Origin of the sequence: Stieleria neptunia (assembly GCF_007754155.1) — a bacterium.
GTDB lineage: Bacteria > Planctomycetota > Planctomycetia > Pirellulales > Pirellulaceae > Stieleria > Stieleria neptunia.
The window spans coordinates 3,243,658-3,270,398 of the sequence record NZ_CP037423.1; the positions used below are offsets into that span (position 1 = coordinate 3,243,658).

16 protein-coding genes and 1 pseudogene are annotated in these 26,741 nt (G+C 55.6%); 11 read left to right on the plus strand and 6 right to left on the minus strand.

Going from position 1 to position 26,741, the window contains the following annotated elements:
- Nucleotides 1-159 precede the first annotated feature (159 nt).
- On the plus strand, nt 160-1,164 hold the full coding sequence (locus Enr13x_RS11420; protein ID WP_145386166.1) for a hypothetical protein: 1,005 nt from the start codon (nt 160-162) through the stop codon (nt 1,162-1,164).
- Nucleotides 1,161-3,509: a secretin N-terminal domain-containing protein gene (locus Enr13x_RS11425; protein ID WP_145386167.1), complete on the plus strand. Its 2,349-nt coding sequence runs from the start codon at nt 1,161-1,163 to the stop codon at nt 3,507-3,509. Before Enr13x_RS11420 ends, Enr13x_RS11425 begins: the two co-directional genes overlap by 4 nt.
- Here the strand turns inward: Enr13x_RS11425 and Enr13x_RS11430 are convergent.
- On the minus strand, nt 3,506-5,494 hold the full coding sequence (locus tag Enr13x_RS11430; RefSeq protein ID WP_145386168.1) for an ArnT family glycosyltransferase: 1,989 nt from the start codon (nt 5,492-5,494) through the stop codon (nt 3,506-3,508). The two genes, Enr13x_RS11425 and Enr13x_RS11430, sit on opposite strands and share 4 nt — an antisense overlap.
- Before the next feature lie 306 nt (nt 5,495-5,800).
- On the opposite strand from Enr13x_RS11430, the gene Enr13x_RS11435 reads away from it, so the two are divergent.
- The 6 genes and pseudogenes from Enr13x_RS11435 to tnpB form a co-directional block, all read left to right on the plus strand.
- Nucleotides 5,801-7,231, plus strand: a complete 1,431-nt coding sequence (locus tag Enr13x_RS11435; protein ID WP_145386169.1) for a GspE/PulE family protein — start codon at nt 5,801-5,803, stop codon at nt 7,229-7,231.
- Nucleotide 7,232: 1 nt separating this feature from the next.
- On the plus strand, nt 7,233-8,450 hold the full coding sequence (locus Enr13x_RS11440) for a type II secretion system F family protein (protein ID WP_145386170.1): 1,218 nt from the start codon (nt 7,233-7,235) through the stop codon (nt 8,448-8,450).
- Nucleotides 8,434-8,916, plus strand: coding sequence for a type II secretion system major pseudopilin GspG (gene gspG / locus Enr13x_RS11445; protein WP_145386171.1), 483 nt, complete (start codon nt 8,434-8,436; stop codon nt 8,914-8,916). The genes Enr13x_RS11440 and gspG overlap by 17 nt, the downstream gene beginning before the upstream one ends.
- Before the next feature lie 658 nt (nt 8,917-9,574).
- On the plus strand, nt 9,575-10,462 hold the full coding sequence (locus tag Enr13x_RS37885; protein WP_197455955.1) for a hypothetical protein: 888 nt from the start codon (nt 9,575-9,577) through the stop codon (nt 10,460-10,462).
- Nucleotides 10,463-10,673: 211 nt separating this feature from the next.
- Complete coding sequence (gene tnpA / locus Enr13x_RS11455) at nt 10,674-11,009, plus strand: IS66 family insertion sequence element accessory protein TnpA (protein ID WP_145386173.1); 336 nt, start codon at nt 10,674-10,676, stop codon at nt 11,007-11,009.
- 41 nt (nt 11,010-11,050) lie between these two features.
- Nucleotides 11,051-11,179: pseudogene (gene tnpB, locus Enr13x_RS39755) on the plus strand (IS66 family insertion sequence element accessory protein TnpB); the annotation flags it as partial.
- A gap of 39 nt (nt 11,180-11,218) precedes the next feature.
- On the opposite strand, the gene Enr13x_RS11465 reads toward tnpB, so the two are convergent.
- Together Enr13x_RS11465 and Enr13x_RS11470 are read right to left on the minus strand one after the other, a co-directional pair.
- Nucleotides 11,219-15,721, minus strand: a complete 4,503-nt coding sequence (locus tag Enr13x_RS11465; RefSeq protein WP_145386174.1) for a WD40 repeat domain-containing serine/threonine-protein kinase — start codon at nt 15,719-15,721, stop codon at nt 11,219-11,221.
- 209 nt (nt 15,722-15,930) lie between these two features.
- Nucleotides 15,931-16,563 carry a sigma-70 family RNA polymerase sigma factor gene (locus tag Enr13x_RS11470; protein ID WP_145386175.1) on the minus strand — a complete coding sequence of 211 codons (633 nt, stop codon included), beginning with the start codon at nt 16,561-16,563 and terminating at the stop codon, nt 15,931-15,933.
- A 288-nt stretch (nt 16,564-16,851) separates the two neighbouring features.
- Between Enr13x_RS11470 and Enr13x_RS11475 the strand changes: the two genes are divergently transcribed.
- Nucleotides 16,852-18,060 (plus strand): DUF3387 domain-containing protein, encoded by a 1,209-nt coding sequence (locus tag Enr13x_RS11475; protein WP_197455956.1) that lies wholly within the window; start codon nt 16,852-16,854, stop codon nt 18,058-18,060.
- Nucleotides 18,061-18,875: 815 nt separating this feature from the next.
- Nucleotides 18,876-18,998 (plus strand): DUF3387 domain-containing protein, encoded by a 123-nt coding sequence (locus Enr13x_RS38915; protein ID WP_145386177.1) that lies wholly within the window; start codon nt 18,876-18,878, stop codon nt 18,996-18,998.
- A gap of 1,715 nt (nt 18,999-20,713) precedes the next feature.
- Here the strand turns inward: Enr13x_RS38915 and Enr13x_RS11485 are convergent.
- On the minus strand, nt 20,714-23,119 hold the full coding sequence (locus Enr13x_RS11485; protein WP_145386178.1) for a DUF6851 domain-containing protein: 2,406 nt from the start codon (nt 23,117-23,119) through the stop codon (nt 20,714-20,716).
- Nucleotides 23,120-23,449: 330 nt separating this feature from the next.
- On the minus strand, nt 23,450-24,010 hold the full coding sequence (locus Enr13x_RS11490) for a hypothetical protein (protein WP_145386179.1): 561 nt from the start codon (nt 24,008-24,010) through the stop codon (nt 23,450-23,452).
- A 459-nt stretch (nt 24,011-24,469) separates the two neighbouring features.
- Here Enr13x_RS11490 and Enr13x_RS11495 point away from each other — a divergent pair, with 459 nt between their 5' ends.
- Nucleotides 24,470-25,252, plus strand: a complete 783-nt coding sequence (locus Enr13x_RS11495; RefSeq protein WP_145386180.1) for a hypothetical protein — start codon at nt 24,470-24,472, stop codon at nt 25,250-25,252.
- A 178-nt stretch (nt 25,253-25,430) separates the two neighbouring features.
- On the opposite strand, the gene Enr13x_RS11500 is transcribed toward Enr13x_RS11495, so the two are convergent.
- Nucleotides 25,431-26,666 carry a hypothetical protein gene (locus Enr13x_RS11500; RefSeq protein ID WP_145386181.1) on the minus strand — a complete coding sequence of 412 codons (1,236 nt, stop codon included), beginning with the start codon at nt 26,664-26,666 and terminating at the stop codon, nt 25,431-25,433.
- Nucleotides 26,667-26,741 lie beyond the last annotated feature (75 nt).

Here is a 26,741-nt window from a genome sequence, read left to right on the forward strand (position 1 = left end):
TGCCCAGATCTAAAGTTGTTGCGCTCCGGTCCAACCGAAACGAACGTAGGCTCCATTGCCCAGCCCTATAGCGGAGTAGAACGCACTCCGTTTACGGCCGCTTTGCGCACGGGAGGTGACACGAGCATCCGTCTGCCGAGTCATTCAGGGCGTCTCGTTGTGGCGTACCTCGCGTTGTGGAGCGTTTTAGCTGGTGTGTCGGGCTGCGCTTTGAATCGGGCTCAAAATGTCGGTGATACGCTGTATTCCACAAATTCGTTGAGTCCGGCCGCCGTCAATCTTGCCTCTCAGCGGTTGAATCGCAAGGGCTTGGACCGGTTTCGAAGGGGGGACCTTGCCGCAGCCGAGACTTTATTTCGCGAAGCTCTTGAAGAGGACGTTAGTTTTGGACCGGCCCACAACAATTTGGGGCAAGTCTATCTAGCACGCCACCAACTCTATCTGGCAGCATGGGAATTTGAGTATGCGGCCAACCTGATGCCTTCATTCCCAGAACCGATTGTCGGGCAGGGACTGGCTTACGAAACGGGCGAGCAGTTGGAACGAGCTGTCGAGTTTTACGAAGTCGCTTATGAGCGATTTCCCGCCGATCCGATTGCGATTTCCAGTTTGGTCCGCGCGCGCATTAAGCTTGACCGGCCATCAGAAGAGATTGGTTATCTGCTCGATGAACTCATCATGCACGACCGACGTTGCGAGTGGGTGGAGTGGGCTAAAGAGCTTCGGCTCACAAAGTACCGTGCAGGGGGGGGCACTTGTGAGGCACCTGAGTGTTTGTCCGATGGTGTCGTGGATTCTGCTAGCCCGATCCCAACAACAATGGGGGCAGGTGGTCATAGCGACGCTGCTCCTGCTGAGTCTCAATTTACCCCGCCAGTTGAGGCAACGCCGCTGACTGCTCCTCGCAATCGACCCGATGCTGCAAAGGACGACTTCGAAACGCTATTGAATAGCGGGTTTGCTTCGTTATCGCCTTTCGAACCGCCCTTTGCGTCGCGTGCCCGTCGGATCGACAAGGCATCATTTGAGACCGAGTTCGGAATGAGTGATCGCCCTGGTTTGGAGTGTTTCGACGATCGCAATGTCCCGTCCTCATCTGCCGACAGAAAACCTCGCCTGAATTTCGAAGCTATAGCTCGCGAAGTGAATGGACTTGTACGATGAAACAGCCGCTTGCATGTCTGGTTTGTATTCTCGGTTGGGGCCTACTCGGCCCACATGTGGACGCACAGGAGCCACTTCCGGCACCTCCACCCGTCGCGGACGCAACGCTCCAACTTTCATTGCAAGGCGAAATACCGCTGTCCGATTTTGTGGATTACGTGTCTGAGCGTTTGAGCCTGCGTGTTCTTTACGATGAATCTTTGAGGGAACGGAGCATTAATTTGGTTGCTCCGGATCCAATCCCGCTTGACGGTCTTCCGCAGCTTCTCCAGAGCGTGCTGATCAATGAGGGGTTAGTTGTCACAGATACGGACGAACAAGGATTTAAACGAATTGCAACGAATGATCAAATCCCGCGCATCGCACGTCCGAGTGCTGCGACAGAGGATCTCAACTTAATTGATGCTGCGACACCTCTGACTCGTGTCTTTGTTCTGAATGAGACGAAACCCAGCTCGCTCGCAGAATTGATCACTCCATTTTTGTCACCCCAGGGATCAAGTACTATTCCTTTAGACCGAAGTGGAATGCTCATCATTACGGACATTGCGAGAAACATTCGCCGTGTCGAGCAACTGATCGAAATACTCGATGCTGGACAGGCGCAGGTTGAAATCGAATTTATTTCGGCTCGAAATGTCGCGGTCGAAGAGCTTGCGGAGCAGTTGACCAAGATCTTGCAAGCTAAGCGACGTGCCCTGGGCAGCGGAGAGGAGGCGACGCAGGGACTCGAAGTAACAATCGAGTCTCGAACCAACAGTCTGATCTTAGTCGGAACCAAGGCTGAAATTGCCCAGGCAAGCGAACTTCTTGATCGGCTTGACAGAGATCTCGAAACCCAGCAGGAAACCTTTACGCTTCGTTACTATTCACCTCAAAGGCTTGACGAACTCGTTCGCGGCATTCTTTCCGAACGCCAAATCAAACCACCGTACCAATCGCGAATCGAGGGAAGCACGATCATTGTTGACGCGTCCCCTGAAGTTCTGCTGCTAATTCGCCGCAGCATTCAGCAACTGGACACACGAGCGGCACCTGATGAGCAAAGCCCTGTTCGCTTCTACAAGATTAAAAATGTTTCCGCACAAGAGCTTGTGGAAACGATTCGTGGAATCGGCGGGAATGTCAGAGTGAACTCGGACCGCCCTTCCGTTTCGCCGCGACGCCAGACAACAAACGATCGCTCACTGCCGGGGCCAAATCGACCGCCTAATTTCGCTCCCGGTGCGGCTCAGCCTGTTCGAGAGCCCGTCCCCCCTCCTGCCGTTATGGACGATGCTTTTACTGAGCAACGCACTATGCTAGACGTCGATGCGGGCGGTCGGGCTGCTCTGCAGCAGGTCGACGCTTTTCACGAAGGCTTTCCAGCCGACTTTGACGCGTTATCCGGTTCTGAGGAGAATTTGAACGGTCTCGTCGGGGCGGCCAATGTTACCGTCGATTTGCACACGAACACGATCATCGTCGTTGCTGAACCGGAAGTGCAGCGAATCTATGCAAAGCTCATCGAGACTTTAGACGTTCGTCGTCCTCAAGTTTTGATCGAAGCAAGGATTGTCATCATCGACACCTCAGATGACTACACGCTCGGAGTCGAAATCTCCGGCGGCGACCGATCTGGCGCTCGACGCCTGTTCAATTTTTCAAGCTACGGTTTGAGCACGGTCAACCCGAGCAGTGGTGCGTTGAACATTATTCCCGGAGTTGGATTTAACGGAACGTTGGTGGATCCATCTACCGCAGATGTCGTTGTTCGAGCGCTCGCGAACCATCGGCGCGCTCGAGTTTTGTCCACACCGCGTTTGCTCATAAACGACAATGCTGAAGGACAGCTCACAAGTGTCCTTGAGGTTCCATTTACAAGTGTCAACGCATCGCAAACAGTTGCAACGACGAGTTTCGCAGGATTTGCAGAGGCAGGAACGACAATTACTGCTACGCCAACGATCAGCGAGGACAATTATCTGCAGGTCGACTACGTGGTTACGTTGAACTCGTTCACAGGGACTGGGACTGAAGGTGTCCCCCCTCCTCGACAGACCAACGAGATCCAAAGCAGCGTAACCGTGCCAGACGGCTATACAATCATCGTTGGGGGCCTGACCAGCAAGAATCAGTCATACGAAATCGATACGATACCTTGGCTAGAACGGATCCCAATCGTGAAAGATCTGGCAAGTCTTCAGCAGAAAAGTTGGAGCGAAACATCATTGTTTGTGTTCTTGAAGCCAGTCATTCTCCGTGAAGACAAATTCAAAGATCTGCGGTATCTTTCGGACGTGAATCTACGCAACGCATACGAGCCAACAAATTTCCCATTCACCGCACCATTGCTGGTAGACTAACGGTCGGCAGAGATGTGGTTTAACGCAACAAGCTCCGCAAATCGTTCGGAGTCCGCTCGTGTTATGTGGTAAACATTCATCGAGTGCCCAATTTCCTCCACGACCGGAAAGTGCCTGAAATAAGAAAATGCATTGGGGCCGAAGTAGTGGAAATGAAGTGTTGCAGTTGCACTTGGGACGGGCATCGAGTGGCCCGCCACGTAGTTTTTGCTGATCACGTACCAGCCAGGGCTTAGTTGCTCGCGACGGTAAGCCGGGTGTCCAGAAGCTCTTCTGCTCGGTCGGGGCGGAGGAAGCTTGAAGCCAATTCCAATATCAGATGGGCTGAACGAACCAAAATACGCAAGATATATAGGCTTTTCTCCGGGGGAACGCTCGGCCAGCCATTTCACAAGCAAAAGCAAGTCCTGGCCACTGTCGACACTGGTGTCGGAAAGAAGCTGATAGCCCGTTGAAGGCCCCCCCCCGAGTTCATTGAAATAGCTGAGATGATGTGGGTTGCTGCGAACGGACACCACAGGAAGCCAGATGCAACACGCGATGAAAAGCGAAAACAAACATCCGTGTGCAAGTCGCTTGGTGGAAGCGTGCCAACGAACCGCAGTCTGCGATGCAAAAACTAGCAGCGTGGGAAGTACCGGCAAGCAGTATCTAAAATAGCGATTTAAGCCCGTGCTCGCACTCACCGCAATAAAAAATGCAGTCGCTGGAACAAGAAGGCAGACATATCCCCACCGAACGGAAGCTGTCTCTTTTGCTAATAGGGACGAAACGACTGCGATAATTATCGCCAGTAGAGTTGGTATCGGGAGCTTCCACACAAGGCCGAGCAAGTAATAGTGCCACCATCCGCCTTGCTGCCACGAGCCAAGCAGATAGCTTTGCCATCTTCCGTCGTAGTGTCCACGCTCGAAGTCACGAATTTGGATATCAATGCCTTTCGTATAATTCTCAGGAAGCGGTATCGGAATGGCGCCTGTCCATCGACTGGCAAAGCGATTTGCAGGCTCCATTGACGTGCGTACCATTGGTGCGCACTCAGGACAGTCGTTTAAGGGGAGGCGAATCAGTTCAACGCCTGAAAGTCGTTGGCTCAGGAATTGGTAGCTTCCCAATGGCCTACAGCTACCCCGGAATCCATAGCAAGCATTCACGCCCACAAGCGAACCGGCAACGGCAACTCCGAATAAGACGAGTGTACGAAACGCTGAATGCCGGCTTTTGCCCGCCGAGAAGTAGTCCTTTGCGATCTTTAAGAGCAAAATCCCCCCGAACAAAACGGGAAGCCCCAGCCAGACGCTCTTCGTGACCATGGCGATCGCCATCGCTAGCGAAAGTAGTAGAGTGAGTGCACCGGCTGGTCTTTCAAGCCATTGCCAAAACGTAAAGCAAGCTCCGAGAAAAGCGACACTGGAACCGAGATCGGGTGTAATGAGGCTGCCGTACGCAAGAACGTTCGGAGAGAAGCTCCATAGCAAAACAGCTGCAACTCCCGCATCAAGGCCGAAGAGAGTTTTGGCCCACAGGAAGCAAAAAAGCGCGCCGACGAGCGAAAGAGGAATCAGCGCTAAACGCGCGATATAGAAGAAGCGAAGGGAATCGATTCCATTGAGAGCAATCATCCGGCGACCGAGATAAACTTCACTCCTGAGCGTCGGGTCTGACCTGTAGTAGGACCAGTCCATCTTGGGTGTGCAGAACAAGTAAACCGGTGCAGCCGCAATGGTCCGCACCAACGGCGGGTTGACACTGTACAACTCGAACTTTCGGAGCTCCCAGTGCGACAGCCCGGCTGCTAGATGTCCGACTTCGTCCCACGTCGGGCTGTGCACCTTGGCCGAGTAGACGAGCAGGGCAGTGTGTATAGAGAGAAGCAGCGTGATAACGCAGGCCGCCATTGGTTTTGACAAAAGCGCCCGCATAACCCGCACAGAAGTTGAAGAAATCAGACGACACTCAGGACCGGCTTTCCAGTCGCCGAACACGGCGTGCCTGATGGTAGCGATCGGCTCACCGACCAGTCAAGCAATAATTGCGAAACTTTGGTGTGGCGATTCGCTTCCCTGCCGCTCGCTGGCGCACGGAAAGAGAATCGAATTCGCCGTTTAGCCAACCACACCTGTGTCCCACAATCCATCGCGAAACGTATTCTTCGAAAAATCTTCGTGAAGTTTGCTCGTCGACGGCCGATCCAATACACTGCACGCCGAGTAGGGCTCGTTCTGGATTGCCGCTTTAGACCGTGTTGATGTTTGCCCCCAATGTACAACTCCAATTGAGCACGTCTGGAAATGAGATGGGCAGCGTGTAAACAATTTGTAGAGTTCTTTCCAATTGAGTTCTGCCGGCAACATGGCCTAATTGTCGCCTTGGATGTCCACGGCAAGCGGGCACTTTTGGCCTCCGAGCCTCCCGCATTCGAGTTGTTGGACAACGTTGGACGATTATTGGGAAGCCCTTTGTCATACGTCGCAGTTCCGGAAGATGAAATTGAGACGCTGGTCGACGGGGCCTACGAGGATCGAGCGCGAGGTGAGTCGCGGCGTGCCCAGGAGGCGGTTTCCCTGGACGAGTTGCTACAGCAACCCTCTGATACGAGGGATGATTTGCTGGAAACGGATTCGCGTGGCCCAGTGGTTCGTCTAGTGAATTCATTGCTTTTGGATGCCATTCAGAAATGTGCGTCAGACATCCATTTGCAGCCATTTGAGGCAACGATGATTGTCCGAATGCGTATCGATGGGGTACTTATAGAGGTTCAGCGTATTCCCAAATCAATCCAAGACGAGGTGGTAAGTCGGCTGAAAGTGGCCGGACAAATGAATATTGCGGAGAAACGTTTGCCACAAGATGGACGCGCAACGGTTTGCGTTGGGAAGCGTGTTATCGATCTGCGTTTAGCCTCAATGCCGACAAGCTTTGGTGAGCGAGTCGTCGTCCGCCTGCTCGACAAAAGCGCCCGACTCTACGAGCTCTCTGAACTTGGCATGGATAATCGAACTCAAGCGAGGTTTCGAGACGTCGTTCACGCTGAGCATGGGCTTATCCTCGTGACCGGACCAACCGGGAGCGGAAAAAGCACGACATTATACGCGGCTTTAAAGGAGCTGGACACGAGCACACGCAATGCGGTGACTCTCGAAGATCCTATCGAATACCAGCTTGAGGGAATCAGCCAAACGCAGATCAATACTAAGAAAGGCATGACCTTCGCGAGCGGACTTAGGAGCGTGCTTCGTCAAGATCCTGACATTATCATGCTAGGAGAGATTCGCGACGAAGAAACGGCTATGATGGCCGTCCAATCGTCGCTCACGGGACACCTCGTATTGAGCACTCTCCACACCAATGACGCGGCCAGTGCGATCACCCGGATGCTGGATTTAGGGATTGAACCTTACCTCGTTGCAAGTAGCGTCCTCGCCGTCCTCGCTCAGAGACTGGTACGTCGGAAATGTACCGACTGCGAAGGAATACCGGGCGTTGAGTGCGAGACATGCGGTGGCACTCGCTACCGGGGGCGGGAACTGATATCAGAATTGCTCATTCTCAACGACGGGATTAGGAAACTGGTGCAATCGCGAGCGAATGCTAGTGAAATACGAGATGCGGGACTGCGGTCTGGCATGCAGTTACTCCGCGACGTGGGAATGGAAAAAGTCCAGGCAGGGATTACGACCCAGGAAGAGGTCGAGCGAGTCACGATGAGGACGTCGTTGTAGCATGGCCACCTATGCATATCGCGCGAGTGACAAACAGGGCAATCGCAAACGTGGTACGATCAGCGCGGCGAGCGGACGCCATGCTCGACAGCAACTGCGCACGCAAGGTCTGACCATTGAATCCGTCAAGGAACGGCAGTCGACAACGCCAAGCCCCGTCTCTCAGTATGCCCGCAATCGCTCCACGCGGTACCGGTCTCAGCTAACGATTGCGGTGCGTGAACTCGCGACTCTGCTTCAGGCAGGAGTTCCTTTGCTCGACGCTCTTGATTCAATCCTCACGCAATCACGAGGCGGCTTTCGTGACGCAATGCTATCGGTTCGGGATAAAGTTGCGAGCGGAGAAAGCCTCGGCAACGCAATGGCCAGCGAACGCCACATCTTCGACGAAATGATCATTGGCATGATTGGCGTAGGGGAGCACGTTGGAAATCTTGACGAAGTCTGTGAGCAGGTTGCGGAATTCCGGGAACGATCCAACGAGCTCAAGGATCGAGTTGTCTCTGCAATGCTGTACCCCGCAATTATTTTTGCGGTATCGATCGCGGTCACCGTTTTCCTGATGACCGCTGTTGTCCCTATGCTGCTTCAGAATCTTGTTGAAATCGGTCGGCCATTACCTACTCCGACACTGGTCCTGAAGTGGCTAAGCGATACGCTCCTGGATCACGGCATTTGGGTTTGTAGCGCAACAGCCCTGCTAGCTGCCAGTCTGCTTGGGTATTCGATGACGGCAAAAGGACGCAGGAAATTGGATGAGATTATTCTTTCAACCCCCGTTCTCGGGACCTTGGTTCAAAAACAGGCATTAAGTCGAATCGCCATCGTCATTAGTACGCTTTTGAGGAGCGGAGTCGAACTGGTGGATGCCTTGGAAATTGCGGAGCGATCATCGACAAACGGTCTTTTGAAGTCTGCACTTGCTGAAATGCAGTTTGATTTGAGGAACGGAAAGAATCTGCTGGAAGCGACTGAGCGGCACCGTATAATCTCACGCGCGATGTGTCAGGTCTTCTTACTTGGCCAACAGAGTGGCCAGTTGGATACAATGCTTTCCAGGTTGGGGCGCGACTACAGTCGTCAGGCTGAACTGCTAGCAAATCGCCTCACCACGATCGTTGAGCCAGTCCTGCTACTGTTTCTTTCAGTGGTGGTCGGGTTCATTCTCTTCGCGACAGTTCTTCCCATTATGGAGGCCGGAAATGTATTGGCGGGATAGGCGGAGTTTTGAGCAACGTAATGCAGCTTATGTCTCGTCGAAGGCGTTTCCCAAAAAGGGCTTTACGTTGGTTGAATTGATGGTTGTAATCGTGATTATTGGCTTGCTGTCGGGGGTTGTCACGATCAGTGTTCGCAGCTATCTCATTCGTAGCAAGCAAAACATTGCGAGGCTTGAGATCAGCAAAATTTCCCAAGGACTAGAAACGTTCTACACAACGTACGACCGCTATCCGAGTAGTCAAGAAGGACTTGCGGTGCTGGCTCAATCAAGTGACGACTTCGTTGACGGCATCATTCCATTTGTACCATTGGATCCGTGGGACAACCCCTATGAATATGTAAGCCCAGGAAGATCGAGTGCATACGAAGTCACGTGCTATGGCGCTGACAACCGGGAGGGTGGGAGTGGTGCCGACAAAGACATCACCAGCAGCGAATTGCAGCAACGAGGGCAGCAACGTTAGATACAGGTAGCGTCGCAAGAATTTCATGACTGGATTATGAGATTTAGTGCCTGACGTCAGTAGCAGTGATGCGAATTCCTTGTCGTGAAGACCGGATTAGCGTTTCGCATTGACGATGCCAACGGCACGCTGCCGGCTGTCTCGAATTGATTGATGTGGATTCAATGATCCGTAGCCACAATTACCGGGCCACTGGAGATTACTCACCTTCACCTACTCGCTGCCACAATTGTTGCGGTATTGACCGGGCGGAGGTGGGTGTTGCCCGGCAAGTGTTAGTACGATTATTCGGCATTCGGCTTGCTGTTGCCAACAGTGACCCCAAGACATCGATTGACTGTCCAGGAAACAATCGAAATTCAGTACCCTTTTCCGTACCCTTTATCGATCGAAACCGGTGGGAAACAGAGGGATGCGTGGAAACGAAAACTGCTTTTTCCCCCGTAAAAACTGTGTTTCTCGACTTGTCTGGCTGCATTCACACGGCAGAGGTCACTGGTTCGAATCCAGTATCGCCCACTTCTAGTACTCGAGTTTGGACTCGTTTTTTACCGGCCGGAACGACTGGTGGTCGTTTCCCGCAATACGCGGCGCGGCCCGTTTTCAAGTTCGTTTGTAGTAACCCGTACTACAAACGGTTTTTGAAGAGGGCCTTTCCATGCCACGCAAACCCAGCCCGATGCCGGGGTACAAGTTCCACACCTCCGGCCAAGCCCGCGTCTTTTTGAACCGCAAGGCGTACTACCTCGGCGAGTACGACTCACCGGAGTCATATGCCCGGTACCACAACCTGCTGGCGATCTACAACGCCAACGGGCAGAAGATGCCGGATGACGTTCCGACGCACCAGATCGACTTGCCACTGACGATCGGGTGCCTCACTGCCGAGTTTCGCGAAAACCTCAAGAGTCGATACGCAAATAACAAGCACGAGCGCAGACGATTCTCCAATCTCAGCACGCTGCTTGAAGACGAGTACGGCGACCTCCCGCTCGATGCGTTCGGACCGATCAAGCTGGCGGACGTTCGTGACCTGTTCGTTGCTTCAGGCAACTGCCGCAACTACGTCAATCAGCAAACTCGCAACATCGTCCGGATCTTCAAATTCGGTGTGTCACGCGAACTCGTCACGGCAGAGCAACTCAAAGCGTTGGAATCTCTGGAGTCGCTGCGGCGAGGGCAAACCACCGCGAAGGAGTCGGTACTGCGCAGTCCAGTGAATCTTGACGACGTCCGATCGACCGCCGCCCACCTCAGCCCGACGCTGAAGGCGATGGTGCGTGTGCAGGCGGCAACTGGAATGCGATCGACAGAGGTCTGCATCATGCGTCCAGTCGACCTGACGCAGGAGGCCGACGGTAACCTTGTACGATTCCTCCGCTTCGGGTTGATTCATGTACTCGTAGTAGCCCGCTCGAAAGTCAGCCGCCCATCCCCCTTCCGATGGATCAAACAGCGTTTTGCTGTAATTGGAATCCCTTGCGGGATGGTCGTTGGCCAGCCCGCGGATCACTTCGCCGCGCATTCGGCCGTCGATCCAAACTGAGCAGCGAGCCTGTATGGAACGCCAAATGGCAGACCGTGCTTTGATGGAGTCGACGCAGGCAAATACAGCTTCACCGGTCTTGAAATGCGGCCGATATCGGTCCGCGATCACACTGACTTCGATCTCGGGATCGATTGCCTTCACGTCAACCGCCGTGGCCTCGACCTTCGCGTGACCAATTTTGTTTCGTTTCAACCAACGGAGAAAACCCATGTCCAAATCCGAGAATGCCGAAATCTGGGCCGAGCGTTTGCGGCGTTTCGAACTGGCTGACACCACCGTCGCTGCGTTCTGTGCCGCCGAAGGCGTTTCCCAGCCGGCCTACTACTACTGGCGACGCAAACTGCGGCGGTCGGTGATCAAGGCTGAACTGAAGGCAGCGAGTCCGCCCGCTACATTCTTGCCCGTCGCTTTCCCTGGCCAAGCTGAGCAGCTTGACGCCCCACGTCGGGCATTGACCACCATCGACCTGCCCGGTGGGATTCGCATCCGGGTCGAAGTGCCGACGATGCCCCAATCCGAACAACGACCGGAGGATCGCTCATGACCGGACTGCCCCCAGCCACGCCGGTTTAACTCTGCACCGATCCAGTCGATTTTCGAAAAGGTTTCGATGGACTGACCGGCATCGTCACCACTTCGCTGGGAAGAAACGTCACCGACGGATCGCTGTTCCTGTTCGTCATCCGAAAGCGGGATCGCAAGCTGGAAGCTTAAGCCACTTTGTAAGACCGCCATTCATTCTTTTGGCGGTGCCTAATGCGTCTCAATCGCCGATCCATCGGCGTTCACCCACCTTGCACCGCGAATGGTTCCGTGGTGGTGGTTGCCGGAGGAGTCAAACAGGACGTTGCCAGTGCCTTCATCAAAATGATACAGGGCCCGCGTGTGCTCGTCGTTTTCGAAGCGATCGACCGGCGTGTAGTTCTCGGTGTAGCGTGCGATGTTGGAGATGCGGACTTCGTCGATGATGCCATAGAAGTGGGATTTCCCAATGCATGCGTCGCGGCCCGGCGCGAGCAACTGCACCGATTCTGCCAAGAGTTTGTCTGATTCTTCCGTGGTGTTCTTCTTGTATTGTTTTCTTTTTCCATGTGTCGCACTTACCTGATTCTTTACCCTTACGCCATTTACGAATAGCGAAAGGGTCTTTTGGTCGTAAACGGCCGCAAGCTTTACAGTCTCTGTTGAAGTTCGAGCCGCATGAACAACGATGTCACGATCCTCAGAGATCATGCCTTCCGCCGCCCATTTTCCATGGCTCTTGACAGTCAACCACAGAAGTCCAGCATGTACAGGCCATGACATCGTTGCGTTCTGAGGCAGGGAAGATAAGGACAGTGTGGCCTCAATGGTGACTGGTTGGGATTTATGTATTGTTGCGGACGAAATATCCACGCAACTCGATTGCGCATCAAACTCCAAAGCGTAGTTGCCGTTTCCTGGTTTCGCGGCGTTTGCGCCGGAACGTGCATTGGCTAGCGGTGGCGAGTTGATCTGAGCTTCCGCTTCGCGGCGCGTGATTCGATTGTCGCGCACATCACCAGGGGAATTTGTGATCGGGCCTTCATCAACCGCTTGGATAGCGTTTCGTCTTAACGCGTCAACGATTTCTTCCGCCGGTCGGGCATCCCAGACACGATTGAGTGAGCCACTCCAACCACTCGCCGAGAGCCAGTGATCACGGCAATCAAACTCGAGCTTCGAAACGCGGTGTTCTGATTCCAATCGCAACAAATGCTCCGCCGATGGCCACTCCCACAGATTCACCTCACAATCGGTCCCGCCCGTTACCAGCCGTGTTCCATCGTGACTAAAGGCCAACGCACTCATGCTTCCCCAGTGCCGGTCGAGACGCTTGACTCGCTCGCCCGACTCAAGATCGAAAATATCGATTCGTCGCCGATAGCCAACAAGTAAGTGCTTCTCGTCAGGGCTAAATCCCGCGGCCCCGTTTGGTGCAAATTGGGTAGGGATTGATTGAATGATCGTCCCCATCAGCGGATCGAAAACCGTGATCTGTCCATCAAATACCGCTGCCGCCAATCGAGATCGGGGGGCGGTAGCAATACACCGACGCATCGGTCTGCGGAGTTTCTCAGGCAACTTAATTGCGTTGCCCGTATCGGTCTCAAGCACAACCAACTCCCCGTCTTTGCGGATAAAAATCAGGTGATCGCTATCGGCAGTAAAAAATGGTCCTGGTTGAGCCATCCCGTCGACAAAAAGCACCGGGGCACCAAACCCTGTCACTCGTTCTCCGATGCTCCAATCCCAAACAGAACCTCCCTCGGTGCCTGCTGCAAGAAGCTGTCTACCATCGGGCGAGAAACGGATCACTTGTACTGGATGATTGACCGCGAATGGCACATGAAATGTGGAACGTCGTGAACCGAGCTCTTGAATCTTGATTTCCCCATTTTCGTGGACTGCGATCAAAGACTCCGTTGGGTGATAAGTGACGCGTTCCTCCGAGAACCGTGATCGGGGGACCGGTCGTGGCCAACGGATAAGTGTTTCATCGCACATGCTGATCAGCGACCCATCATGCAATTCATCAATTGCTCTGAGTCTGGAATGATGCCCGATTAGAGAATGTTCCAGCTCGCGTGTTTGGTGATTCCATATCTTGAGCACATTGTCAGTCCCCCCCGAAACTGCTAGCTGTCCTCCGTTGAGAAACTTGGCTGCGTAGATACCGTCGGTTCCGCGATGCTTACCAATGTGCACTACCGATTTACTGTTGAATGACACCCGTCTAACGCTTGCGTTTATCTGACCAAGTAAAAGCTGCTTGCCGTCCGTCGAAATATCGATCGCGTGTGACCCGCCTGTGCGTGCGATCTTGCGTTGTTTCGGCTCAACAGCCTCCTCCTGACGGTCTTTCGTGTCCCAGCGAATGATGTCCCCACTGGAGCTGCAAGTGACCAAATTCTCGCTGTCGGGAGTGAATGCGGCACATAGGACTTGAGGGCTATTTGGACTGGTTCCCGACAAATCGCCGTTGGCAGTCCAACTGGAATCCAGGTCCGGCCATGAGAAAACCTGGACATTAGTTTGGCCATTTCCTACCACCGCCAACTGCTTTCCGTCGGGGCTAAACACAACGTCAGCCATCCATCTACTGAATAGATCTGCTGAACGAGTGAAGACTGACGCCTGTTCCCGAACAATCTTTCCGTCGGGTGCGACAACGTGCAGCTTTGATGTCTTGTCCGATACCACCAAGTCATTTTGCAAGGGGTGGCCGCAAACCCGTCTTGCTCTGGGCAATTTGATATGCCGGATCTGCTCACCGTCTTGAAGACTTCGGATTGAAATTCCGCCGTCTACCGCGAGTGCGACGTGGTTTCCGTCCGCCATGACTGTCATGTCATAGGCGCCAACGGTGACCTTCCAATCGTATTGTGCAAACAGATTGCGGGTCAGCCGCCACTCAAGGCCTCGCTTTTCCTCAGGGCATTCGTCTAACAACTGGATTCCCGTCCCCGAATGGCCTTCTCGCCATTGCGACAACGCCAGTGACACATTGCGGCGATAGGTGGTTGCTTCGGATTGCTCCCGAGCTTGCTCAGAATCTTGTTTCGCCCTTACAGCCTGTGCTGTTGCAGTTTCTGCGACCGCTTGTGACTGCCGTGCATCATCTCGTGCCGCTTCCGCTTGATCTCGTGCGACTTCTGCCTGATCTCTTGCGACGCGGGACGTCACTTCTCGCTGTCGGGCCAGATCGAGTGCGTCGGTCGTGCGGATGTAGGCGAAGGTGGAGACCACTGAGATCGCGAGGAGCAGCGCGGTGCACGCCGCGCCGAGCCCGGCGATCACCGGATTGCGACGGCCCCAACGGTTGAATCGCTCCGGCAACGACATGCGTCGCGCGTGAATCGGCTCGTCGCTCAGATACCGCTCCAAGTCAGCCGCCATCTCCTCGGCATCTTGGTATCGATCCTTCGAGTCCGCCGCCACCGATTTGTGGATGATCGTTTCCAAGTCACGCGGGATATGACGATCGATGGATTGCAAGCGTGTCACGTCGGCATGGCTGATTCGCTGCAACAACCCGCGTCGATCGTTTTCCTCGTAAGCCGGTCGTTGGGCGACCAGCTCATAGAGCGTCAAGCCCAACGAGAAGATGTCACTACGCGCATCCGCGACGCCCTTGAGCGCTTCCGGTGGCATGTAGCGCAGGGTTCCGAGCACGTCGCCGGTCTTCGTGAGGTCGTCTTCCTCTTCCGCCTTGGCCAAGCCGAAGTCGGTGATCCAGACGGTACCGGCCAGGTCCAGTAGCAAGTTGCCCGGTTTGATGTCTCGGTGGATCACGCCTTGGCTGTGCGCGTAACCCAACGCCTCGGCGGCTTGCTGGCCGATCCGTGCCACGCTTTGCCAATAGGTTTGCTTGGACGCGAGTTGGGAGATGCCGGATTCGGCCGCCGAGAGGATGCCAGACCCGGAACGGTGGATAGAAGACGTGCCGGAGGCAGGATCCTCTTGCTTGCGCTGCGAGCTGGTATTGCGGGAGGCGGGCTTTTGGCTACCGGAATCGATTGTCTGGTCAAGCAGCTCGCTGCTACCGGAGTCTACATCGCTGATCTCCGGCGTTTGAAACTGACCGTTGAAAAGGGAATGGGCGAGATTCGCAGCGGTCACCTCTTCGTTGCCCCAACCCGATGGCTCGACATCCTCTCCTTCCACCCTTCCTGCGACTTCCGCTTGGCGCTGAACCGCTGAGAGTACATCGTTGAGCGGCATGCCGGAGATAAATTGCATCGCGTAGTAACTGATCCCGTCGGCTTCGCCGACACCGAACACGGGAACGATGTTGGTGTGGTGCAAACGCGCCGCGGCGCGAGCTTCACGCTTGAACCGACGTCGCTGTTTGCTGTCGGCCATCAATCGTTGCGGCAGGATCTTCAGCGCGACGTGACGACCCAGCGATTCCTGTTCGGCTTCGTAGACCACCCCCATCCCGCCGCGACCGATTTCGCGTACGATCCGGTAATCGCCCAGTTGCTGCGGATGTGAGGGGGCGAGTGCAGCGGTGCTAGCGTCCGCATCAAGGGTGTGATCGGGAGGAGAATCGTCGCTCTCCGGCGCGGCCTGCTCCATCGCCAATAGCGTGGGAAACAGATCCAGGATCTCCTCGGCATGCTCGGGATACTGCTCGGCGTATTCCTGGACCGTAGGACGCTCGCCGATACGGCAACGCCTGGTAAACTCTTCGACGATCTCATCCAGATCAGGCGATGGCAATGATTCGTTCATTGGTTCTCCAAAATTTTAATAAATACGAGCCCGACGCGCAAGCCAAATGTTGATTTAGTTTTTGCGAAGTAAATTTTCAAATCATAACCCGAAGCGCGAGCGAGGGACGGACTTCCATCCCTTGCTCACGCTTCGGGTTATTCAATCAACAGCCCGCTTGTGCTTCGAGCTTGTATTTTCACGGCACGCAACGCTTTTGTCCAACATCGTTACTCCATGAACCCCGGTATCTCCGAGAGTGTTTCCTTCATTCGTTTGAGCGCTCTTAGGTAACGTGTGCTTGCGGTCGACTTATCGATTTCCAGGACTTCGGCCACTTCCGAATTAGTCAGTTGTTCGAAATGCCGCAGCGCTAGCACTTCACGGTCGACATCGGACAGGCTATTGAGCGCTTCTTGGACACGTAGTTGGGTCTCGGCCCGCACGGCAGCTCGCGACGGCGAAGTCATTCCGCCCAGCAGTTGGATCGCCAGCGAGGCCGACGTCGCCATTGGCATGCTGCCGCGATAGAGCGAGATTTCCATCCCTGCATCCCGCTTTTGTGCCCCCAGATGCCGGCGATGGGCATCGATCAGTTTTTGACCGGTGATGTGTCGCAGCCAAAGATAGAACGGCATCTCCGGCGACTTGGCGTAGTCGGCAATCCGTTTGCTGGCTTCGATGAATGCCTCCTGGACGATGTCGGCCGGATCGACACGCCGCTGGATGTTGCGGTTCAGCCGCATCTTGACCATTCGCCGGAGACGCGTTTCGTGGGGCGACAACAAATCGGCTAACGCGGAATCGTCACCTTCTGCCGCGCGGCGAAGCAAATCGTCCGAAATTTCGCTGGGATCGGTCATTGAACTTTCTTGCATGTCATTGCTAATCGCGGTCTTTCCGACGCAAGCTCCGATATTCTCGCAGATTCGGAAAAGATCGACCACATTCTCGGGGAGCAGACGCGCGACGTTCGGCAACGTCCGTCATCTCCTCAAGCAACTCTTGCTCGCGGGCAAAAAGCCGCTTCGCCGATGCACAAACGACCGTCGACAAGGCCTACAGCCAGTTGCAAACGTACAAGGCCGAGTTCCCGACCCTTGTTCGGGTACAACGAACTGCTTGTCGCCAGCGACGGCTCAGGAGCCCGTATGGGCTCGCTGACGGCCGGACGCGAGTGGTTCAAGCCGTGGAGGGCGATCGACTCGGAAAAGCCCGTGAAGGGCCTGAGCGAGTTGGAAGTGCTGATCCGCGGTGCGTTCGACCCGGAGAGACTGGTCCGGCTGATCCAAAACTTCATTGTGTTCGAAGAAGACCCGGATAGCGGCACGGTCCACAAGATCCTGGCCGGGTACACCGAGTCCGGCGGGCAGGGTGAAACGACCATCGACACCGCCCAAGCCGTCGCTGCCCTGCAGAAGCAATACGAAATCTGCTGTGACATGCTTCACGGGTTCGATTGGTCAGCGTGGCACGGCGGAAAGCCGACTGACATGGTGTCAGTGCCCGTTGCCGCGCAAGACTACGTTCTCGATCAGGAGGACGGCAAACAGCGGTGGCTGGCCAGTGTGAGTTCGTTGTCAAAGGCGTTCGCGCTTTGCCCCACCGAACCCTACGCCCACGAGATTCGCGACGACGTCGCGTTCTTCCAGACCGTCGCTGCGATGATGCGGAAGTATCAGGAGAATGGCAAGTCGCAAAGCGAACTCGACTACGCCGTGCGTCAGCTGGTCGGCAAGGCGGTCGTCACGACGGGGGACCGGCCGATCGACGTGTGCAGCGCGGCTGGCATGGAGAAGCCCGACATCTCGATTCTGTCGGACGATTTTTTGGAGGAAGTTCGGCGGTTGCCGCACAAGAACGTGGCCGTCGAACTGCTCAAGAAACTGCTGAGCGACGAGATCAAAACGCGGTCGCCCCGCAACGTCGTCCAGGCCCGAGCGTTTTCGGACATGCTCAAGCGGACGTTGAACGCTTACCACAACCGGGCGATCACGACCCAGGAGATCATTGAGGAGATGATCAAGCTGGGCAAGGAACTCCGTGCCGCCGGGGCCCGTGGAGCGGATCTGGGGCTCAACGACGACGAATTGGCGTTCCACGACGCCCTGGCCGAGAACGAGTCCGCATTCGAGCTTCTCGGCGACGACAAGCTGAAAGTGATCGCGACCGAACTGATCGTCGCGGTTCGGAAGAACGTCACGATCGACTGGGCGCTACGCGAATCGGCCCGAGCACGAATCCGAGTCATCATCCGCCGGATCCTGCGAAAGCACGGTTATCCGCCGGATCTGCAAGCGGCGGCGACCAAGTTGGTGCTGGAGCAGGCGGAAGCGATTTGTGGAGGGATGCTCGGGTGACGCGGTGTCACCTCTCAATCGGGAATCTGGCGTCGACAGGACTCCTTCGGGCATGAGAAATTCGTGATTCAAGGCTTCGATTGCATGAACCCGGTCAGCGATCCAGCCGGATCGCTTCTAGGCTGCATCCCAATTTCCTTGTTGATCCGCGATCCGAAAACACGTGAAGGGCGTCAGTACGCGACCCCGGTGTATTCCTCAAATTCGCGTCTCGTCATTTGCCCATTGCGTACTGCTGCTCTCGCTCCCCTCATAACCAACTCCCTTGCGTCCTGAAGGTGCTTTTCTCGACTGTGGGACGGTGTTCCCAACGCAGTACGGGGAGCTGATGAGACGGATCGCGTTGTGAACGCCGGGCGTGTCGCTGGTTCTTTCGCCTCATCTTTACCGCCACCAAAGATCGCGACGATAAACACGAACAGGAGGAACGCCCCAAGCACAGCGCCACCGATAAACCTGCAATCGTCGGCTTCCTTTTTCTGCGTCTCGATCATCTCGGCCGTCAGTGCAACACCGCACTTTGGACACGATTCCGCAAATTCACTTAGGTTGTTGCTGCACTCAGGACACGCGATTATCGGCATTGCTTCACCTTTCAAATGTCTGGGGGGGTAGTTGCTACCAACTTTCGTCATGAGCTAGCAGATGCAAACACCAGCAGGAGGATTTCCATTGGCCTCACGTGTTTCGGTTGCATGCGGCTATTTCTTCGTTACAACCCGGCGATCATGCCCCTGGATATGATCAAGCTGGGCAACGAACTACGTGCCGCGGTGTCCCGATGGATGGGGAGCGGTCTCTTTTCAATTTCCCCCGTGACAATCAACGATGCGGTAGCCGACGGAGTGTCTGAGTTCGAGCTTCTAGGTGACGACAAGCTGAACGTGATCGCGACCGAACTGTTCGCCACGGTCCGGAAGAACGCGACGATCGACTAAGCCCTACGAGAATCGGCCCGAACTCGAATCCGAGTTATCATCCGCCGGATCCTGCGAGACTAGAGCCACTCGCTGGTTCGACTGACTGAGCCATAAAGATTGCTCAATAGCCAAGTCGCCGAACAGGGCTGTTATTGGTGGCGGCCTGTGAACAAAACACGAAGGCGATTCTAAATGCTGCGTTTTGCAGAAGCACCTGGTCGCGAATCACCGCACTTTGGAACATATAACGACGCCCTAGTACCTAGCGGGAAAATCAATCGGGAAAACGGCACAATTTGAGGTGACATTGGGGCACCTCACACTTCATTTTTTGCAGTGGCTGTAGAGGAACTGTCCCAGGTTGCTTAGAAAGTGACCACAATAAGTGCTCGACGATCCGGATCGATCGCTTTGACGTGAACCTGGGAGATGAAAGATGCCGAATCGACCTGAAAGAAAGTCATCTACCACCGAACTTAAGTCTCTACGTCTCGCCGACGCAGTCGTTGGGTACGTGGGGATCTTTATCGTGCTTGCCGTGCTTTGGGTTTTCAGGCCATTTGTAGTTGCAGAATTACCGGTAAGCGAAGAAGTGAGAATACAAGCGGCTGTTGATCGGGCCGTATTGAAGGATCGCTTTTACAGCGCATACGGCGACTACGTTGCCGGAGTACCTGTTTCCAGGTAGTTGCACGCCCGACCTGGATCCCCGCCGCGTCGAAACGGGTTCTGAAACAGGCCAAGGCGATTTGTGACAGATCGGTGGGGTGACATCGCGTCAGTTCCCGACTCGGGGCCACTAAATTCGATGCCCTCAAGTCCATCAGGTACGCCGTCATACCACCTGACGCGTTTCCGCGAACCGGCTGGGGGCGGCTAATTCGAACCTCGGTTCCCTGTCCAAAGAAAACGTCATGCCGCACGGCACAACTGCGGAAGGAAACGTGTTTTCTACGTTTGGAGGTGGCCGGCTGGACCGCCTGGGTCATTCCAGCCGTTTCCTGTTCCATCGGAGACGGGAGATAACCAAGTACCTGCAAAACCGAAACGCCGATTCGCGGGTCAAACAATTCTGGCGAATGGGGCCCCCTGTGTCGGTGCCGCTGACATCACGTCAGTTGGAGAGAGTGAATCAGCAAAAATCTGTTCTTGTCGCTCGTGCATTGGTCCGCCGTCACCAACTGCCACCGATATGCCCCGCGGTGTTACCGCTGAGACTTCTGCGCAGGCTTGCCGCGTTTGGCGTCTCCCGATCGCCCTTCCGTGTCGTGTGACTTCCACCGGGCCAGGATTGACTCAGCGAACGCTTGCACCCGCCGCAACTGTGAGTGCTCCATCTGCTCCAGCAGCTTCACCACCGACTCGATCGAAGCGTTTTGGTCCGCAAATTGGTCCGCAGCTTCCAGATCGCTCTCCGAATCTCGGTTTCGCCCCGTGTTTTGCGGCGTTTCCGCGAGCTGGTTCGAATCCAGTATCGCCCACTCTCTTTTCGGGCATTCTGCTCGCGGTGGGGCGATGGGGTGGGGGCGCACTTGGCAGGGCGAATGATTGCTCTATTTTCTTGTCACCCATTTTCCTGTCTGTTCCGATGCTGCCCCTGTGCGACAGTGGTTGGGGCGGAAACGTGTGGGGGTTGGCAGAAAAATCGGTGGCAGAAAAATGGGAGTGGCGGAGGGACGGGGCGACAGGAAAATGGGTGACAACCAACGGGCAATCAGGCCTGATGAATCGTCTTAGGGCGAACCGATCGAACCGTCGATGTACTGTTGAGCCCGCTGCCAGACGGCCATGGCGACGTCATCGCCGAGTTTCCGCCCCCGTAGATCGCCGTCGTCAAAATGGATGCCGCCGTAGATGCGAGAGAGCCCCGCTTCATCGGCCGCTTCGCGGAAGGTAGGCCACTGCAACGTCACCTCGGTCGCGGGGACGTCACCGGGTTCAAACCGCGACTCTCCGGCACCAAACGTGACTTCCCCGCCGAACTGTGTTGCCCCCGAGAAGAGTTCCAAAATCGTCGCACCGGCAGCGCTAAAGCTGCTGTGTCCCGACGTGAACTCGGCAAACGGGGGCGAGGGATCACTGCCGGGCGTTTGATACGTCAAGAACTGGATCGCCGGGATCGTTTGCGTCGCGCCCGTCTCCGGCGTCCAAACATCGATCATGTATTTCCCCGATGCCTGATCAAGTTCGCCGATCAACCCCAGTTCACCTAGTTCTCGGATGACGCGGACCGGGCGGGCGTAATCATAGAACACTTTGGCATCCCAGGTGGCGATGCTGGCATCGAAGACGGCATTGGACAGCGCAAAGAAAAGCTGAGCGTCCTGATCCAGCGTGTGTTCGTCGCGTCCGGAGAGGAATTGCCCAAACGTCATCCACGTGCCCGGTGGGAAGGAGGTGTGCCCGGCGTCTTCCCAGAACTCGGCGATCAGTTTTTGTTGATCGGTCAAATCGGCACTGGCGTCGATGACGCGTTGAGCTTGGGCGATGAAGTCGGGGTTGATCACCGTTCCGATCAACGATCGATCGATGGGGAGCACCGTTTGATCGGCCAGCGTGATGGTTTGGGTGATCAGATCCACCGTGCCGTCTACCAGCAAGAACGGTTCTGGCGGTTCGGGGCGAAACTGGGACGCCGTGGTCAAACTGAAGGGCGTGACATCGCGCCAGTGGGGCGTCAAGAAGGTCTGCTCGCGATCAGCAGTCGCGGCCGTGGCGTTGATCGGCACGTACTCCGGTGTCCAGGCATCGATCACGACGTTTTGGCCGACGCCGTTGACGGACGCATACGCCGTCAGGTTGGAATACTTGACGCCGCTGATGCCGTCGGGGCTGTTCCCGAGTTGGTTGGAACCATCGGCGTGTCGCATTTCCAAGAGCTTTGCGGCCATCACATTCCCGATCCCCGCCGGCGTGGTCACGTCGGTCGAATCGTCATCGCGATCGTAGCCCAATTCGGCCATCAAGCCGTCAAAGATCTGATCGGCTTCGGGGAACAAGTCCGACAGCACTCGATAGGCCGCATAGCTCATCGCTCGGGCCTTGTTCGCATCGGTGTTTTCATGGGCCGGCCGCTGCAACAGGTCCTGGTGGTTGGTCGAAACCGCATCGGCGTCGTAGGCGGACCAGGCGTCAAACATGGCGGTGTGGACCATGGCGTAGGCGCGCGCGGCCACCGTGGGCCCAGGAGAGGTGGCGACGACGCCTCTTTGTGCCGCGACGTCCCAACGCACCGAGAGGGTCGGGTCGGGTGTCGAGACGGTCACGAATTGCGATTGGGGATTCAGATTCAATTCAGCGGTTTGCCGTACCAGCATCGGAAATTGATCCGTCGTGATTTCGTTGCCAGCCAGATCGCAAAGCCGCGGTGGCAGCGTGATGCGGTATTCTCCATCGTCGAGTTTGTCGGCAAATTCGAGCGTCAATCGATGCGTCGGGTCCTGTGTGATCGTCTGGATCGGAATCTCTTGAAGGACGTTGCCGCTGGCGGTTACTTCGACCGCAAAACTACTTTCGGCGATGGCTTCCTGGGCCAGCGGTTCGTCGAACAGAAACTCGACGCGCCGCTGTCGCAATCGCATTCGGCCGTCTTCGGCGTCGAGCACCGGGGCGGGGACGGTGCGATCGACCGTGAGCGTGAAATCGATCGACGCGTTTCTGCCAGGGATTGAAATCGCGATCTGGTGGTCGCCGTCTTCCAGGCGACCGGAGGCCAGTCCGTCGATGACGCTGTCGGAGAGCACCAGACGGTCGTCGACTTCGAAGTCGGCCAGATTGTCGAACGTGGTTCCGTCGATCGTCAGCTCGATCTCATCCAGGAAGTCCGAGGCCCAGATTTCGATTCCCGGCGCGTTGGTCAACAGATCGTAATTGGCGTTGCCGGCGAATCCGGAATCGTGGATCAACCGAGACGCGATCGCGGGGTCATCGTCGTTCAATTCGTTGAACACCAACAAGACGTCATGCGGCGTGACCAGCCCGTTTCCGGTCACGTCGGGGAAAAAGCCGGCACCGAGCTGGGGCGTCGATTCGTTGCGGAGCAAGTCGATCACGGCCAGTGCATCGAGTATTGAAACCTGCAAGTCCAAGTTGACGTCACGCGGCTGGTAGGGACTTTGTAGGTCTGCGGCGAGTAGCATCCGCTTGCACAGAAGTTCCAGTCGTCCCCGCCGTCGGTAGGGTCGTCGTTTTGTGTGACCGTCTCTCATCTGCTTCAACATCGATTGCGCCTTCGAATCGTCGCGCTGCAAAATCACCCCTTATTATAACCCGCCCTGCGGACAGGGGCGACGTGCGAAACGGGGGACGGCCGTTTTTTGTGTCCACGAGGACAACTCAGCCAAACTCATGCGGCGGAGATCCAGGCGGAAATCCGATGCGAACGATTGCTTTCGAAAGATAGACAGAGGATAGGGATCGAAAAAGAGTGTCCCAGAATTTAAAATCGTGCGCTCGTTAACCGATCGGATCTATCGCCCATCCGAACGTTTTTCCCTGGTCTCGTTTTCAGAACACTTTTTCACAGCAATCTCCAGCTTTCGTTTTTGGGCAGCGGACAGCAGTTCAGCAAACCTGTCTAACTGGTCTACCACTGTGGTGTAGTCTTTGTCCCGAAACGCTTTGTCGGCGAGTTCGGACGCTTTGGCATAGTCGTCCTGAATGCATTCTTGTCGAAGTTTTTTCAGTGCTTCCGGCGAAAGTTGGGGCTTTTCTGGTCCCAACTCTCGTATGAGCTGACGTAGTTCGAACAGCCTTTGAAAACGAAAGTATGGGTGATCGGAGGATTCCCTTGCGAAATCTGCAAACCGTTCATCATGCTCCTTAAGCAAGCGGTTTCCCCATTCTCTAATGGCTCCTGCGAAACGGTCAAAGGTATCGGCAAATTCGGTTGCTTCTTCGACGCGATTGTTGATGATGCTTCGTACGAAGCGTTCTTGATCTTCTGGGTCAGCAATCGACCAACGCTCAGCCACTCCAATAAACTCGTGCAGCTCTTTGGGGACGTGTTCTGGTGGGATTGTTGATCCCATGGGATTTGTGTTCACGTGACTAGTGCTTTGTCAGCTTTGAATTTTCGAGCCTGCGTTTGTCGAGCGGAAAAGGGGTCAGGTACCAAAAACCAAATGGCCCGCAGGGTGCTTCGCATTTTTGGTACCTGACCCCTTTTCCGCGGTACCCTAAGAATAAAAGTTGACGAAGCACTAGCTTCTCCGATGCCTTCATTAAACCTTTTCTCTGTCGATCAGTGATGTTCACGCCTTGTCGTTGTGCTTCGCGTAGGACGCTTCCATTTTTCTGCCTGCCATTTTCCTGCCATCTCAGTCAGCAGCACTCCTTTGACGCCACCTGCCTACTGATTGGCCTGCGGTCGCAAAGGCATCGATGCCGGCGGATCTGATCGGTTGCACCATTTGTCCCACTTATTCTCCGTGCATTGTTAAGCTGGTATTTTAAACGCCGACGTTTCGAAGATCATCTCCAATCTGCTTATGCCACTCGCGCGATCACAAAAAGGGACGCTTGCCGCGCTGCTGGCTGCTCTGGTTGGAATTGCGGCCGGTTTCCTCTGGCTTTCCAACCGCATTCCTTGTTTGGATCGCGGCGGAGTTAGCACGAATATTTTAGCGGACCAGTCTCTCGCCTTGGTCACCGCGACGGCCTATTCGAACGATGGATCAGTGTTGCATTCCGATGCGATTCTCATTGACTTGCGTTCCGGCGCGGTCGAGAAGGCATTCGACGAACGTCTCTTCGAGATGTTGTATTTGGAAGGATGCGACACGCCCTCGCCGCGTCCGAAGGCGCATTGGCTCGTCGCCAATGACGGCGCGACGTCGATCGGCCGTCGAGAACCGGTTGACGTGCGATTCGTCGTAACCGAACTCAAGACCGGGAAGACGCTCAAGGAATTCCCCTACACGTTAAATACGTACTCTTTTCGGGTCTTCATCGGTGACCGCTTCATGATCACCAAGTTGAAGGACCACTTTGAGATCGTCGATCTCCACGCCGAACACCCCTCGCCAAAACGTGTCTCCACGACACACCCGACGCGTTGGATTTGGGGAATCCCGGAAGCACGCTATTTCATGTTGGGATCACCCCGTGCCGCAACGGTGACTCCGCCCGAGCTCTATCACGTCGATGAAAATGGAACGATTCGACTGGTGCGTCTCATGCGGAGCGCATCGCCGCAACACACGATGCAAAGTCACTCAATTGGTGCCACCTACTTGGTTCAACAAAGTGGTTCAGCAAGATGGAGGAGTTGAATGGGGAGGCGGTTTTGATTGAGGCTCCTGAGATGGCAGGCAAATCGGGGGCAGATAAATTGGGTGGACTGCTGGGAGGAGGGGCGACAGGAAAATGGGTGACAAGAAAATTTGGCGTCTCGGTGGGCTGTTGTGTGGTTGGAGGTAGAATCGAAACGGCGTCCACATTGTGGCCGGCTCAAGGGGGCGAGACAGGGTTGGATTCGGCTGGAGGAAGAACCTCGATCGTTTGCTGGGAATCCATCTGCAATGCACGGCATTGGCGGAGTCGGTTTTTGATTTCCTGGACAATGCGATGGGTTGGTTCTCCGCCGAGTCCGCCGTAGGTCGCTTGGAATTCGTCTCGTGGAATTCCCTCCGGCAGGTCGGTGATCGGAGGGCAATAATCCGCAGCATCCAAGCCGCTTTGGATGGCTTGTTGGAGCTTTAATGCGGAGGTTGCGTCGTGGGTGGCCGCTTCGGCAAACAGGACACCGGCGCGATCCGCCACGAGATCGACGAACGAGAACCCAGAGCCTCCGGGATTCGAATCCATCAACTCTTTCATGACCCCCACGGAAGTCGAGCGATTCCCATCGGCGAGCACTGTCAGCGACGCGCTGACCCAAAAGTGTCGTGGCAGGTCGCCGCGGCCGCGCAGTTGGACTTTCTGGCGAAGCCGACTGATCGTTTCATGGTGGGACTGATCGAGCGAGCGCCGCGCCACCATTGCGACGCGTTCATCTCCCAAGATGACGCCGAGTGCGAGAATCGCGGTCTGGTTGGCTTGCACCGGATCGGAGGCGTCGGAAATCTCTGCGGCGAATTGAAACGCCATCGCGACACATTCCGCAAAGCCTTCGTCCCCGGCGGGAATCTTATCGACGCTTGCTAACACGTACTCGCCCGTGATTCGTGCACTCCGATCCAAGTTGTCGGAGATGCCGTGTGGAATCGCCCAAACGAACAGTCCGCCGGCGATCACGATCAATGAAATTCTCGCGACCAGACTCTTTCGAATCGCCACTCCAGTCGTGACACCGATGATGGCAAAGACGATCGCAAAGCCGACCTGAAATGCGATCGGAAAGTAGCCATAGTTGATCCACATCGATGCGATGGCCAGGGACGGCGCGACGGCGAGCGCGATGATCGTCGACTGGCGCAGCGGTCGACGGCTGAGACTCAATGCCACCAGAACGCCGAGCACGCCGATGCCGATGGCACGTAGCGTGAACGTCGTGGCCGCCCGCGACGACGCGTCCGATAATCCGGTTAGTTTTCCAACGACCTTGACCGCGACGTCGGGTGCTCCCAATGGACGTGGATCAGGGGCGAGGCACAGCACCGCGAACCATACCGAGACAAACACCAACCCGAGTGCAGGCGACAAACCAGGGGGACGTGATGGCTGTCGAATCGTGACCGGTTTCATGGGGTTTGGTCGTGTTGGATTGGGTGACTGTTTGGTGAAAGCCGACGCGTTTCGCGGGGGGACGCTGAAATGTTG